The organism is Virgibacillus senegalensis (assembly GCF_000821245.2).
Classification (GTDB): domain Bacteria; phylum Bacillota; class Bacilli; order Bacillales; family Amphibacillaceae; genus Sediminibacillus; species Sediminibacillus senegalensis.
This window is the reverse complement of the sequence record NZ_LN611424.1, coordinates 79325-93831: the sequence shown is the minus strand read 5'-3', so window position 1 is coordinate 93831 and position 14507 is coordinate 79325. Positions and strand designations below refer to the sequence as shown.

11 protein-coding genes are annotated in these 14507 nt (G+C 47.1%); all 11 read right to left on the bottom strand.

Features of this window, described 5'->3' with window-relative positions; all coding sequences use genetic code 11:
- Positions 1-8 precede the first annotated feature (8 nt).
- Positions 9-920 (bottom strand): ROK family protein, encoded by a 912-nt coding sequence (locus BN1067_RS04790; protein ID WP_053217754.1) that lies wholly within the window; start codon positions 918-920, stop codon positions 9-11.
- A gap of 22 nt (positions 921-942) precedes the next feature.
- The gene (locus BN1067_RS04785) at positions 943-2151 is read right to left on the bottom strand and encodes an ROK family protein (RefSeq protein WP_053217753.1); all 1209 of its coding nucleotides are present in this window, start codon (positions 2149-2151) and stop codon (positions 943-945) included.
- Positions 2152-2576: 425 nt separating this feature from the next.
- Positions 2577-3800 (bottom strand): S1C family serine protease, encoded by a 1224-nt coding sequence (locus tag BN1067_RS04780; RefSeq protein ID WP_053217752.1) that lies wholly within the window; start codon positions 3798-3800, stop codon positions 2577-2579.
- A 72-nt stretch (positions 3801-3872) separates the two neighbouring features.
- Complete coding sequence (locus tag BN1067_RS04775) at positions 3873-4670, bottom strand: MBL fold metallo-hydrolase (protein ID WP_053217751.1); 798 nt, start codon at positions 4668-4670, stop codon at positions 3873-3875.
- Positions 4667-5590, bottom strand: coding sequence for a two-component system regulatory protein YycI (locus BN1067_RS04770; RefSeq protein ID WP_053217750.1), 924 nt, complete (start codon positions 5588-5590; stop codon positions 4667-4669). The genes BN1067_RS04775 and BN1067_RS04770 overlap by 4 nt, the downstream gene beginning before the upstream one ends.
- A gap of 3 nt (positions 5591-5593) precedes the next feature.
- Complete coding sequence (locus BN1067_RS04765) at positions 5594-6916, bottom strand: YycH family regulatory protein (RefSeq protein WP_053217749.1); 1323 nt, start codon at positions 6914-6916, stop codon at positions 5594-5596.
- Positions 6913-8742: a cell wall metabolism sensor histidine kinase WalK gene (gene walK / locus BN1067_RS04760; RefSeq protein WP_053217748.1), complete on the bottom strand. Its 1830-nt coding sequence runs from the start codon at positions 8740-8742 to the stop codon at positions 6913-6915. Before walK ends, BN1067_RS04765 begins: the two co-directional genes overlap by 4 nt.
- A 6-nt stretch (positions 8743-8748) precedes the next feature.
- Positions 8749-9453, bottom strand: a complete 705-nt coding sequence (yycF, locus tag BN1067_RS04755) for a response regulator YycF (RefSeq protein ID WP_053217747.1) — start codon at positions 9451-9453, stop codon at positions 8749-8751.
- A 174-nt stretch (positions 9454-9627) separates the two neighbouring features.
- A complete protein-coding gene (locus BN1067_RS04750) occupies positions 9628-11058 on the bottom strand; it encodes a M23 family metallopeptidase (RefSeq protein ID WP_110943316.1) in 1431 nt (476 codons plus the stop codon).
- Between the two features lie 483 nt (positions 11059-11541).
- Positions 11542-12828: an adenylosuccinate synthase gene (locus BN1067_RS04745; RefSeq protein WP_053217746.1), complete on the bottom strand. Its 1287-nt coding sequence runs from the start codon at positions 12826-12828 to the stop codon at positions 11542-11544.
- 332 nt (positions 12829-13160) lie between these two features.
- A partial coding sequence (gene dnaB / locus BN1067_RS04740; protein WP_110943315.1) for a replicative DNA helicase occupies positions 13161-14507 on the bottom strand: 1347 nt, incomplete at its 5' end.

Genomic DNA, 14507 nt, shown 5'->3' with positions numbered 1-14507 from the left:
CCTTGTTGTTAATTAGCTAAAATCAGCCCGGCTGCTCCGACGACACCGGCATTTTGATCCAATTGAGCCGGTACGACTTCTGTTTCCCGGCCGGCAGGGTTCAATGCATAATGGCTGACATAATCCCGCACTTTCGCAAACAATGGTTCTCCCACTTTGGAGACTCCGCCGCCGATCACGATTTTTTCCGGATCGAAGGTGTTGATCAATGTCACACACGCCACGCCGATCAACCGGAATACGTCATCGATGTACGGAACGATGTTGGCATCACCTTGCTCGTATCGTTGGAACACTTCCTCGGTCGTGAGCGTTTCTCCTGCTAGCTCGGAACCACGATTGGCGATGGCTGTTCCAGACACGATGTACTCCAGGCAGCCTTTCTGGCCGCACGGGCATTGCCCGTAAGACGGGTCGACGACCGTATGCCCGATATCTCCGGCATTGCCGCGCGCTCCACCCAGTAGTTTTCCGTCTGCAAACAACCCGGCTCCAACGCCGGTGCTGATCGTCATGTAGGCAAAATCCTGATTTTCCTGAGCGGCGCCTAACCATTTTTCTGCCATGGCCGCCGCGTTAGCATCGTTTTCCAGCACGACCGGAACCGGAAAATGTCCGCGAACCTGTTCCACTATCGGAACGTCCTTCCAGTTTTGCAAATTCGGTGGACAGGAGATGATTCCCGCCTTGCTGTTCAACGGTCCCGGAGAACCGATCCCAATACCTGAGATCTGATCGGATTGAAGCCCTTCCTCCTTCAACAGCTGTTCGATTGCTTCGATGATTCGCTGTATCATCACCGCAGGCTCAACGGTTTTGTCTGTTTTCAGCTTGCTCTGCTTGCTGATTTCGCCTTGTCCATTCACAAGCGCCAGAGCTACTTTGGTTCCCCCGATGTCTACTCCTACTGCAACTCCCATATTATCACCTTTTCCCTGTTTGTTAAGTCATGAATAGCTGCGGATCGGAAAACAAATGATCCCAAATCGCTGCTGCTGCTCCGACCAGCTGTGCCTCTTCCTTGAACTGCGACCGCTTGATCGACAAAGGCTCTTTCCCGTTATACAAAATACGATCGTTCACTATGTACGTAATGGTTTCCATTGCAGCCGGATAGCCGTGAACGATGGATCCGCCAATGATGATTTCTTCCGGGTTCAATATATTGGCCGCATTGGCTATCCCGACCCCCAAGTAATTGGCCGTTTCTTCCAAGAGCTGCTTGGCCAGCGGTTCTTCTGCTTCTGCCGCTTGAAAAATAGTCAGCAGATCTGTTTTCTGTTCTCCGGATGGCAGCCACTTGTTCTGATCAAGAAGTGCCTCTGCTTTCATCGTTATCGCAATTCCGGATGCCAGCGCCTCCAAACAACCGTAGCTGCCACAGCTGCACTTCGGCCCGCCCATTTCGATGGTATGATGGCCAATTTCCCCTGCACCGTTTAAGAATCCGCGGTACACTTTGCCTTTAAAAATGATTCCTCCGCCTATTCCTTGATCCGCTAATACGTATAACATGCTCTCTTTCTTCTCGGATGAGCCAAACCAATGCTCCCCAAGCGCTGCTGCATTGGCATCCCGCTCCAGGAAAACGGGCAGCTGGTAATGTTCCTTTATCAAGGCGGTAATTTCCCACTGTTCGATCGCCTGGATGTTTGGCGGTTTGATAATCGTTCCTGTTTCCGTATCAACAGGACCTGGAGCCGAAACACCGATTCCCCGTAACTTGTCTTTCTCACGGGAATCCTCCATTAGTTGATCAATCAAATCACAAACGAGGGCTGCCAATTCGTTCTGTTTAAGTTGTCCACAGATTCTTTTCTTTTCGGATTGAAGTATTTCGCCCTGCATATTGATTTTCGCCGTCTGAATGTTATCCACATGGATAGCTACACTGACGACATAGTTATCGGGCTGCAGCTGATAAAGTATCGGTTTCCTGCCACCTTGTGATGTCCCGCTGCCGCTGCTTTCCACTACATCATGGGCCAGGAATTCCTTTATGATTGTGGAAATGGACATAACCGATAAACCTGTCTGCCCTGCCAAATCCGCATTGGAGACAGATCCGGAGTTCCGTAAAGCATGGAGGACGAACGACCGGTTTTGCCGTTTGATTTCCTCCGCATTGGCTGCTGTGGATAGTGAAGCCATCATCGGTCTCCCTTCCGCCCAGTTTTTAAAATTGTTTTAATAAGTTTAGGTTATACCATATTTTCTAAAAAATCAATTTAATTTTGAAGCCAGATTTATCAGTTATTCACCGAACCAATCAGTTATACACAGGTTTGTCCACAATCATCCTTCCTCTGCCTTATACACATGTTTTCCTTGCATATAAACAAGTTATCCACCGAGTTTATCCACATCATTTAGACGCTCCTGCTTTATTTGGTGGAAGAATAAATGTTCGCCACCATATGTGGATAGTTATCCTCAACTCCATCCACAGGCTGTGTATAACTTGGAGAGCAACTCTCGAATCGAACTTAGATTATCGATGCACTGTTTGACTGAGGCTGCCCCTCTTCTGTTAAGAGCACACAAAAAGCCGGATCTGACTAGATCCGGCTTTTTCATTAATATTCCTGTGAGGCAAGTGTGACAGTCGTTTCTTGCCGTTCTCCGTCCCGGTAAAAGGTAACATTCATTTCGTCACCAACCTGTTTTTCCTGATAAAGGTGCTTACGCAATCCAATCACGTCCTCGATCGGATTCCCGTCTAACTCCGTGATGACGTCAAGCTCTCGCAGGCCGGCTTGGTCTGCAGGTGACATCGGCTCAATGCTGCGCAGGTAAATGCCGCCTTCTACTTCCTCTGGAAGGTTCAATCGACGCTGCCATTCCACCTGGGCTACTTCCTCCAAGGAATATGCTTCTACACCTAAGTATGGTCTCGTAACCGTTCCTTCTGTCTCCAGCTGTTCGATAATCGGTAACGCACTGTCAATAGGGATGGCAAAGCCGATTCCTTCGACAGACGACTGGGCGATTTTCATGGAATTGATACCGATTAACTGTCCGCCCATGTTAATCAAGGCACCGCCACTATTACCCGGATTGATTGCGGCATCTGTCTGGATAACCTCGGCCTGCCAGTCAGGCCGGCCATCTCCGTTGAAGTCTTGCGGAATGGCACGCTGCTTGCCACTGATGATTCCCTGGGTTACCGAACCTGAAAACATCAATCCGAGCGGATTCCCGATCGCGATTGCGGGCTCACCAACTTTGACATTCTCTGAATTGCCGATCTCAATCACTTTATCGACCTGTTCGGCATCCATTTCCAAGACTGCCAAATCGGTGAACACGTCACTGCCCAACAACTGGGCAGATACATGCGTTTCATCTGAGAGCACTACCTCGACTTCGTCTGCTCCTTCAATGACATGATGATTGGTCACCACATAAGCCCTGCCATCTTCTGATTTATAAATGACGCCTGATCCGGTGCCAGCCTGTCCCGATTCTTCCTGTTGCCAGAAATTCGAGGACGATTGAATATTGACCACGCCTACAACCGCTGGTGTCACTTCGCCGACGATCTCGGTAATCTGGGTCGAGACATCGACATTCATATTGGCTGTAGTACCTCCTTGAGAGGGCTCCCCATTGCCCTGGGTGATTTCATTGGAATCTTGTTCGGCAGATTGAAACGGCAACAGATCTGCTTCCTGTAATGCGGGAAGTGCCACAATCACAATCAGCGCCCCGATAACGGCTCCGATCAGTGAAGGCAGGAACCAGTTTCTTTTTTTCTTGTTTGTTCTGCTTGTTTGATAATGATCATCATAATAGCCCATCGCACCCATCCTTTCTGACATGCTGGAAACGCGTATCTTTACTCGTTTTAGTGTTTCCTTTCTCAAGTCCGGTTAAACTACTTCATATAAAGGGGTCGGCGTCTTCGGGTCTGTATCGTGCAAGTTCAATTTGTCGCCGAGCGTAAAACCGTGTTCATTCAAATAGTTTTGCACGGACATCCGGGCCAATTCTTTCATGTTGTTATCTTTGCTTAAATGGGCTAAATAAATACGCTTTGTTTGGTCTCCGATGATATCGCTCAAGGCCAGCGCGCAATCGTCATTGGAAACGTGGCCGCTGTCACCTAGAATACGCCGTTTTACATTCCATGGGTATCGGCCCATCCGCAGCATGGAAACGTCATGATTGGCTTCGAAAATATAAGCATCCGCATTTTCTACCGTTTTTTTAATTCGTTCGGAAACATAGCCGAGATCCGTCACCAACGCCACTTTTTTTCCTTCATGATGGAAGGTGTAAAACATGGGTTCCGCCGCATCGTGCGAGACACCGAACGATTCGACATCCAAATCGCCAAACGACTTGGTTTCCTCCATGTTGAACACAAACTTCTGATCCAGCTCGAGTTTGCCGATGGAACCCTCCATCGCTTTCCACGTCTTTTCATTGGCGTAGACTGGCAATTGGTAGCGGCGGGCCATGATGCCCAGCCCTTTGATATGATCACTATGTTCGTGTGTGACCAGCAGCTTGGTCAGGCTGTTGGGGTCAATTTCCACTTCATTTAAAAGCCGTTCCATTTCTTTGCCGCTGACGCCGGCATCAACTAAGATTTTTTCTTTTTCTGTTGCTATATAAAAAGCATTTCCGGTACTTCCTGATGCAAGTACACTAAAGCTTAATGTCATTCCTCATCACTCACCCTTGTTGATTCCAATAAACCTTGGTACACTTTGCGCAATTGTTCTATTTCTTCCTCTTCCAGCTGCGATTCTCTTATACCATCCTGCGCTTTACGAATCGTATTCCGTACAAACATGGGGTTTTCGTGCTTCGAAAACTGGCCTTCATAGCCCATTACAACATAATGCTGATTATCGTTAATAGGAATATGCCAGGAAGGTGCAAACACCTGCTGTCCTTCATCCAGGTCAACGAACGAATAATAACCGACTGCAGGCGTCTCCGTTATCTCCGAATCAATCAGTTCTCCTGCTTTATACAGGTTGGAAACAGCTTGATAAGCAGAAATCATCGTTTTCGGATCCTGTCTGTCCACCTCGTCAAGTGCCGCCTGCAAGTAACTAGTGATTTCGTTCTCGCTGTTGGTGAACGCCACAACAAAGCTGCTCTGGCTGTAATAAATCGGTTTGCTGTTGTTCGTCTGGAAGAAAATCAGGGCGCCGGAAACTTCATCCTGTCCCCAATAGGTATATTCGCTTCCGGATAAGACAATCTCGGAAAGCGTCAATTCTTTTTCGGCATTGGTACTATCCGAGTCAATCGCAACCGGTTCCTTCAACTCAGAATACAACAGGTTCCCACCGCTAAGTAAAAAGACTTCCTGGTCATTCATTGCCTTTACTTTTTCCACATCATCCGCAGTAAAACTTCTCGCTTTTACGGTAATAAACGAATCCTTGACCTGTTCTTCCGGAAGCATGTCAAGTCCTTTAATGTTCTCCTGGAGTACTTCCTCCTGTTTCGGCTCACTTATGTCCCCGGAGGGAGACCTGGAATCCATCGTTTTCAAGAACTGCTGTAACAGAAAGATATCCAGGATAAGGAAGCACACGATGAATAGTGATTTGATTTGCCCCCATTGCATGGCTTATCCCTCCCCCAAACCGGACATTTCACTTAAATCCAGCTCGCTCCAGCCAGTGTTGTCCTGTTTAAACCAGGCTGGCATCAGCCGGACCGAGATGCCTTCGTCTATCAATTTGTAACCGAGCGCGATATCTTTAATACTACCGCTTCCTTTGGCGTTCTCCAGATAGCTTGCGATTTCCCCGCCGCTTGGTAGATCCGGCGGCTCTCCATAATCAAACGCATCTCCAAATTTAAAGAGCGGTCGATCATATTTGTAAGGTTGATTGCGCCACGTGATATGAATAGTAGCCTGCTTATCATTTTCCCCGAAAATCGGGTACTCGTTATACACAAGCCGGTAGGTCACTTCGTTGCGTTGGACGTTTAGCTGATACAGCTGGTACTCGTCATTGGTGGAGTTCGTCCAGCCTTTATGTGCATTCAGAAAATTGATCGTTTGACTGACCAGTTCAGAGCCTTCGATCGTCCGGTTTTCCGGGATTGGGTTGATATACTCCATATATTTTTCATTGTCATAGGCACGGAGCTCCCGGATACTATCCGAATACGACCTCCCTCCACCCTCGATTCGGTTGGATTTCAACACTTCCCGGTCGGTAAACAAGCTGTTCAACAACGGATTGAGGTCGGTTGTCGTCGTAAACGTATCGACAGAAAAAGTGAGATCGTTTATTTCCGGCTCCCCCTGCGGGATATAAATCGGGGCGCCTTTATTTCCCGTGTACTCAATATAAGCAATTTTGTCATCGATATCGGCATATTTTTCTAATACGTCGGCCGCCCTGGCATTCTGCACATCCGCACGGATGCTCATTTGTGCTTCCGTATTATAAAATAACAATTCCACGGTACCGCTGCGGTTTTCCTCCACAAAGATCCGGTCAAACGAGCCCCGTTGAATTTGCCCGACCGCGTTTTCTTCCACAGAAAACAGATCCCTTATCGCTCCAGCCGGAACCTCTAAAGGAAAAATCAGCTGGGCAGTATATGTGTTTCTGTCAGGTAAGTCTTGCTCAGTTTGTATCCCTTCCTCAAGTCCCGTCAACGACCATTCCTGCATCTCCCGGTAAAATGCCTCCTGCTGGTTTCGATCTTCGAAGGAAGTAAACGAGCCATTCGCAGAAAATATAATTTTTGATGGTTCTACGATATTCCTTCTGCTTTCCTCCTGGCCGCCTTGTAGTGGTTCATTGGTATAGCTGCTTTCCGTATTTTCGAGATCATCATAATTAGGTTTGTAATTCCAAATCCCCAATGTGAGCAGCAAGCTGGCAGCAATCAGTAAGGTCAATGCCAATGTTTTGATCATCTCAAGCTTCATTGTTTATCGCCTCCGCTTCTTTTGATAAGCGGCAAGGTGAAATGGACGGTTGTCCCTTTTCCTTCTTTACTTTCCGCCCAGATATGACCGTGATGGGCTTCGATGATTTCTTTGGCGATCGCCAAGCCAAGGCCTGTCCCTCCTAAATTGCGGGAGCGTGCCTTGTCCGCCCGGTAAAATCGGTCAAAAATCTTGTCCACCTTCTCTTGGGCAATTCCCATTCCCTGGTCAATAATGGACACCCTCAACCTGTTACGGTTACTGTCCACCCGGAAAGTGATCCTGCCTCCGTCCGGCGAATATTTGATCGCATTGGAAATAATATTGTCTACTACCTGCGTCATTTTATCTTTATCCATCCATACAAATAACTCTTTATTCGGCAGCCGCCGGTCGAGAATGATGTCTTCGGCTTTGTTCATTTCAAAGCGGTCGATGATATGGTGGAAAAACGTAAGGAAATCCACGCGTTCCATGTAAAGATCGGTAGCCTTGTTATCCATTTTGGAAAGTTGCAGAAGATCATTGACCAGCCGGATCATCCGATCTGTTTCGTTTTGGGTTACATCCAAAAATTTTGGAGCGATTTCTTTGTCCTGCCAGGCACCGTCTGTCAATGCTTCCAGGTAACTTCGCATCGTCGTCAACGGCGTGCGCAGTTCGTGGGAAACGTTGGAGACAAATTCTCTTCTTTCCTGTTCGACCTTTTCCTGTTCGGTTACATCGCTGATAACGGTAATAAATCCGCCAAATTCGCCGTTTTCGTCCTGAAGGACCGAGAAATTCGCTTTAATCAGGTAAAATTCTTCATCGTTACTGAAGTCAATGGTGACCGATCCAGTATCCGCCTGCATGTCATCGTCGATTTCATCTTCTAAATGCAACACCTCGATCAGCGGTTGGCCATTCACTTCTTCAAAGTCCTTTCGAATCAGCTGGAGAGCCGGCTCGTTCATTAATGTAACTTTTCCTTCTTTATCCGTAGCGATAACCCCGTCTGACATGTTGGACAACACGGAGCTCAGTTTACGACGCTCTCCCTCCGTCGTATTGTGGGCCTGCTTCAATTTGTCGTTCATATCATTGAATGTCATCGCCAACTGGCCGATTTCATCCATGCCATACACGTTTACCTTTTGCGAAAAGTCACCTGTCGACATGATTTTGGCCTGCTTCCGCATTTCGGTAATCGGCTTGGTAATCGTTCGGGCTACCAAAATCCCGAGGATGATCGAGATACCGATCGCAATACCGGTCCCTTTGGCAAAAATGTCGTTGATATTGCCCATCTGGTCGTAAACGCCTTCCATCGACGCTTCCAAATATAGAATGCCATCCGGGTCCTCCTCGCTTCCAATCGGCAAAACCCGCACCTTCATCCGTTTGTTCGTCACCGGATCGCGCATGGTACTGTCTTCCTCCACCCCGAAGATGAACGCCTGGGTTATACGGGGATCTCCGGTTTTCCGGCTGCCGAGAATGTTGTTGTCGAGCTCATTTTTTGCGCCTACGACACGGTACTGCCTGTCCAAAACTTGAAGGGTAGAAAACACACTGCTATCGACTCTGTCGAGTATGTTCTGGACATCTTCCTGCAAGGTCGGACCTTCTTCATCCCCGCTCCGTTCCTTCTGAAAGGCCTGTTCCAAATAGTAGCTTAAGCCTTCAATCCGTTCTTCTATCGTATCGTTGAAGTTTGCTTTTAAATTTTCTTCCAATCGGATAGCGAAATAGGAACCAATCACTTGAATAGCCAATAACAGCAATAAAATATAAATAATGACGATTTTCAATCGAATCGATTGAAAAAAACCCACTTTCCTCATAAAACATTACTCCTGTTCAGGGTTACGCAAGTAATAGCCGACACCTCTTCTAGTCACAATCCAAACCGGAGTGCTTGGGTTGTCTTCGATCTTCTCACGCAAACGGCGCACGGTGACATCGACGGTACGGACGTCTCCGTAGTAATCATATCCCCACACCGTTTCCAGCAAATGCTCACGTGTCATGACCTGTCCGATATGTTTAGCCAAGTAATGCAACAGTTCAAATTCCCGGTGGGTCAACTCCACTTGATCGCCGTCACGTGTGACTGTATACGCATCTGGATGGATCACCAGGCTGCCGATGGCGATATCTTTGTTCGCCCGGCTGTTGTCCTCCGGCACCACCTGTTGTCTGCGCAGGTTCGCTTTGACTCGGGCAATTACTTCACGGTTGCTGAAAGGCTTGGTTACATAATCATCCGCACCAAGTTCAAGACCTAGCACCTTATCGATCTCGGCATCTTTAGCTGTGATCATGATAATCGGCATCGTATGGGTTTTGCGGACTTCCCTGCACACTTCATTGCCATCCTTGTTCGGAAGCATGATATCAAGCAATAATAAATCAGGATTTTCTTTATTGGTCAATTCGATTGCCTCGTCCCCATCATAGGCACAAACGACCTGATAGCCTTCTTTTTCCAGGTTGAACTTCAATATATCTGCAATCGGTTTTTCATCATCTACGACTAAAATCTTTTGACTCATGACGCCACATCCTTTTCTCGTCTATTAATAGATTTATTTTAACGTACTTTCCGTTGTCTGTCCTTTTTCCCGATGCATATTGGGTGCTGTCAAACATTTCCACACTGTACAAAAGCCCTTGTCATCATGTTGACAAGGGCTGCATCGTTTGTTTAGTGGAAAAACGCTATTCTATTAAAAATACTTGGTCGGGTTTTGTAATGCCCCGTTCTTATAGACTTCGAAATGTAAATGGACTCCGGTAGAATCACCTGTGGAACCCATTACCCCTATTTTACTACCTTTGGATACGGTTTGTCCAGTTTTCACCTTGATAGACGCCAGGTGGGCATACACGGTCCGATAACCGTTATTATGGTTGATGACAACTTTGTTTCCATAGCCGCCGCTGTTGTATCCTGCTGACACTACCACACCATTGTCGGCAGCCAAAATCGAACGATTGCTGACACCGGCAATATCGATTCCTTTGTGCTCTTTACCCCAGCGTTGTCCTTTATGGCTCGTAATCGATCCACCGACTGCCGGCCATTGCAAGGATCCAGTGCCACGGGAAGATTCAACCTTGGTACCTTTCACGACGACTTCTTTGACTGGTTCCTCGATTGTTTTTTCCTCCAGCACTTCTTTTTCCTTCACCTGTCCGTTCACTTTTTCAACCGCATAGTGTACTTGCTTGCTTCCTTCCCGGCCTTCCTGCTTGGTCTCCGTTTCACCTTTATAAAGGGACTTCGATTCCTTCACTTCTTTTTTGTACGGAATGGTTTCCTCTTTGGTTGTCTCTTCTGAAACGATTACCTGCAAGTAAGGCTTACGTTTGGTGACATGGATTTCCTGATCAATTTGCAGGACAGAATCCTCGGTTAGCTCCGGATTCAACTTAAGCAGTTTCTCCGTATCCATGTCATACTTTCCGGCAATTTCTCCAAGCACTTCGCCCTCTTTAACAGGATGAACCGCATCTGTTCGGGTTCCTTTTTCCAGCTGTTTCAAACCCTGTTCTTCCGTCATCATATCTTCCGGGTCTGCCTTAGCCTCTGAAACCGTCACATCTTCGGACAGTTCGACTCCTGTAATAACTGTTTCTCCATCATCTATCCAAACAGCTGATTCGCCGTCTGCTAATTTTTCCAGTACCTCTGCGTCAACAAACTTCTCTTTGTAGGAGGAAAGGACCTGCTTTGCCTCTTGTTCACTTTCAAAGAATCCAAGCTTTTCATCGCCGATGACCAATTGGTAGGCTTGAATGTTCACTGTCAATTCATCCTCCAACGCATTGGTTACCTGTTCTTCTTCGGTAACAGGCTCAAATACCATCTCCGGCACGAGCGAAATGTCTTCTTCGGTCGTCAACGAATAGCCTTTGTAATCGTCCTGCTGCTCAGCCAACACTTCGTCGATTACTTCTTCCACCGGTTGCTCGTCCGCTACGGTACCGACACTTTCGCCGTCCACATAAACATGGTAAATCGTCTCTAATTCATCATCGGCCGCTTCAACCGCTTGAAATGGCAGGGCAAATCCAGCCAGGGCAGCAATTGTAATGGTGAATAGGCGCTTGCTCCGTGATTTACTTTCCTTCTTAAAAGCTTGCATCTTCCTCATTTGCAGGGTCCTCCTAAAAACGTATCCTGTTCCGAATCTATTTTTACTTCTCTTAATCTACCATACGTGCAAAAGGGAAGATACCATATCCAATAGATGTAAATAAACTGTATAAAAAATGGTAAATTTATACTAAAATCGGCATAGAAACGGTTATTTTGTGTAAAATTACATCTTTTGCATGCTTTTAGCAGGTAATTTTTGGTTTATTTTTTTCAAATTTGTTACAAAAAGGGAACAATCCTTGGCGATTTATGGCATTATTGGTTTGATTTTATCGTAATTCGGGAATAAACTTGTTTATTTTATCGGAATTAGCTTCGTTTTATTAGGATAGTTTTCCTTGTGACTTAACCTCTGGCTGTTCTCTCCACGCTGGAAAGTAGCAAAAAAAAATCATCAGCTGTAAAACGCTGATGATTTTTTCTTTTGAAGCAGCAGGTTTCCAAACAGGCCCTGCTCATTCTTGTATTTATGTTGTTATTAGCTGTACACACTGCGGACGACGTTGGTTTGCGTCCGGTCAGGTCCTACCGAGAAGACCGACAACGGAATTCCGGTGAGCTGGGAAATCCGCTCTAAATAATGGCGTGCATTTTCCGGCAGCTCATGTAAGCTGCGTACCCCGGTAATATCTTCTGTCCAGCCAGGAAGTTCTTCGTAAACTGGTTCACATTCCGCCAGATCCTTCAAGCTTGCCGGGAATTCATGAATCGTTTCTCCCTTGTACGTGTATGCTGTACAAATTTTCAACGTTTCAATCCCTGTCAGCACATCCAGTGAGTTCAGGGACAAATCGGTTATACCGCTGACCCGGCGGGCATGCCGCACGACCACACTGTCGAACCAGCCGACACGGCGCGGGCGCCCTGTCGTTGTACCGTACTCTCTTCCCGTTTCTCTAATCTGATCGCCGATTTCGTCGTGCAGTTCGGTTGGAAAAGGACCGTCCCCGACACGAGTCGTGTATGCTTTTGAAACACCGACTACATGGTTGATTTTCGTTGGTCCGACACCGGAACCAATCGTCACACCGCCAGCAATAGGATTGGAAGAGGTAACGAACGGATAGGTTCCCTGGTCGATATCGAGCATGACACCTTGTGCTCCTTCAAACAGGACGCGGCGTCCATCGTCCAGCGCCTCGTTCAGGACGACCGATGTATCGCAAACATATTTTTTCACCTGTTGGCCGTATTCATAATATTCGTCAAGGATATCCTCCACGGCAATAGCGTCTGTTTCGTAGACTTTCTCGAACAAACGGTTTTTATCTCTCAGGTTTTGTTCCAGCTTCTCTTTAAATGCTTCTTTGTCCAGTAAATCGGCAATCCGGATACCGACACGGGCAGCCTTATCCATGTAAGCCGGACCGATGCCTTTTTTGGTCGTGCCGATCTTGTTGGCACCTTTTTCTTCTTCCTGCAGGGCATCCAGCTTCAAGTGATACGGCAGGATGACATGCGCGCGGTTGCTGATGCGCAGATTGTCGGTCGATACGCCTTTATCGTGCAGGTATTGCAGTTCTTCCACAAGCGCCTTCGGATCGATGACCATGCCATTGCCGAGTACGCAAATTTTATCATCAAAGAAAATCCCGGAAGGAATCAAATGTAGTTTATAAGTGATTTCATCAAATTTAATCGTATGTCCAGCATTGTTGCCGCCTTGATATCTGGCCACAACCTCTGCATTTTGTGATAGAAAATCTGTTATTTTACCTTTACCCTCATCGCCCCATTGGGTTCCGACTACAACTACTGAGGACATATAGGCACCTCCGCCGCTAAATTATAGTTACTATGTGCATAACAAAGTAAGTTTATCAATCCACATTCCCAATGTCAATGAATACACGAACATTCTTGACACATTATTCATTTTCGTTCGTCAAATTGGGGACTGACCCCCATCCTGCTGTCACTCGATCGCGCTGTCGCTCTAAAGCGGTGGGGGACTGACCCCTTTTTGACCCTTTTTGCCCCCTTTTTTGATACTATTCCCGTAATTACGCTTGCTATGATTAAGGCAGCCTTCTATTGCCTAGCTTTATGTACAATGGCAAATAAAAAAAGCAGACAATTTGTCTGCTTTTTTCCTTATTAGCCGCCGGCTGCTCCGACTGGCGGTATGTCGCTTTCCTGGTAACGGTGATCCAGGTCGACGAATTTGTTGTATTCTTTCACAAAAGCAAGCTCGACGGTACCAACCGGGCCGTTACGCTGCTTCGCCAGGATGATTTCGATAATGTTCTGTTTTTCCGATTCCCGGTCATAGTAATCATCACGATAAAGGAAACCGACGATATCGGCATCCTGCTCAATACTTCCTGATTCACGTAAGTCGGACATCATTGGACGCTTGTCCTGACGGGATTCCACTCCACGGGAAAGCTGGGACAAGGCAATTAGCGGTACGTTCAATTCCCGAGCCAAAGCTTTCAGGGAACGGGAAATTTCTGATACTTCCTGCTGTCTGTTTTCCTTGGAATTGGCGCTTCCCTGGATGAGCTGCAAGTAATCGATCAGAATCATGCCGAGACCGTGTTCCTGCTTCAGCCTTCTGCATTTACTGCGGATTTCACTAACCCGGATACCGGGTGTATCATCGATATAAATGCCGGCATTGGACAGGCTTCCCATTGCCATGGTCAGTTTACCCCAATCCTCGGCCTCCAGATTACCCGTCCGGAGCCGCTGGGCATCAATATTCCCCTCTGCACAAAGCATACGGGAAACCAATTGCTCTGCTCCCATCTCCAAGCTGAAAATCGCGACGTTCTCTGTCGCATGGATGGCGACGTTTTGGGCAATGTTCAAGGCGAACGCCGTCTTCCCCACCGATGGACGTGCAGCGATGATGATTAAATCATTCCGCTGAAATCCAGAAGTCATCTGGTCCAAATCCCGGTAGCCGGTCGGTATTCCGGTAACGGCTGCGTCATGGTGGTGCAGCTGTTCAATATTGTCATAGACTTCGATCAGCACATCCTTGATGTTTTGAAAAGCTCCGGAATTATTACGCTGGGAAACTTCCAAAATACTTTTTTCCGCATCATTGAGTACATCGCCTACCTCGTCTTCCTTGGAAAAACTATTGGTGACAATATCAGTCGCTGTCCGGATCAACCTGCGCAAAAGTGCTTTTTCTTCTACGATTTTACTATAATACTCGATATTGGCGGCAGTAGGAACAGAGTTTGCCAGATCACTTAAATACGAGACCCCGCCTACCTCGTCCAATATTTTGGCATTGGATAAAGCTGTCGTCACTGTAACCAGATCGATTGGCTCCCCTTTATCCGCCAGGCTCGTCATGACTCCGAATATCCGCTGATGGCCTGCCCGGTAAAAGTCATCCGGCAGCAATATTTCCGCGGCCCGTGATAATGCCTCCGGTTCTAAAAAAACCGCCCCAAGAACGGCTTGTTCAGCTTCAATATTGTGCGG

What these genes read in the sequence shown, in the direction of transcription:
- BN1067_RS04790 (WP_053217754.1), bottom strand. Translation starts at nt 920, where the DNA reads ATGGGAGTTGCAGTAGGAGTAGACATCGGGGGAACCAAAGTAGCTCTG.
- BN1067_RS04785 (WP_053217753.1), bottom strand. Translation starts at nt 2,151, where the DNA reads ATGGCTTCACTATCCACAGCAGCCAATGCGGAGGAAATCAAACGGCAA.
- BN1067_RS04780 (WP_053217752.1), bottom strand. Translation starts at nt 3,800, where the DNA reads ATGGGCTATTATGATGATCATTATCAAACAAGCAGAACAAACAAGAAA.
- BN1067_RS04775 (WP_053217751.1), bottom strand. Translation starts at nt 4,670, where the DNA reads ATGACATTAAGCTTTAGTGTACTTGCATCAGGAAGTACCGGAAATGCT.
- BN1067_RS04770 (WP_053217750.1), bottom strand. Translation starts at nt 5,590, where the DNA reads ATGCAATGGGGGCAAATCAAATCACTATTCATCGTGTGCTTCCTTATC.
- BN1067_RS04765 (WP_053217749.1), bottom strand. Translation starts at nt 6,916, where the DNA reads ATGAAGCTTGAGATGATCAAAACATTGGCATTGACCTTACTGATTGCT.
- walK (WP_053217748.1), bottom strand. Translation starts at nt 8,742, where the DNA reads ATGAGGAAAGTGGGTTTTTTTCAATCGATTCGATTGAAAATCGTCATT.
- yycF (WP_053217747.1), bottom strand. Translation starts at nt 9,453, where the DNA reads ATGAGTCAAAAGATTTTAGTCGTAGATGATGAAAAACCGATTGCAGAT.
- BN1067_RS04750 (WP_110943316.1), bottom strand. Translation starts at nt 11,058, where the DNA reads ATGAGGAAGATGCAAGCTTTTAAGAAGGAAAGTAAATCACGGAGCAAG.
- BN1067_RS04745 (WP_053217746.1), bottom strand. Translation starts at nt 12,828, where the DNA reads ATGTCCTCAGTAGTTGTAGTCGGAACCCAATGGGGCGATGAGGGTAAA.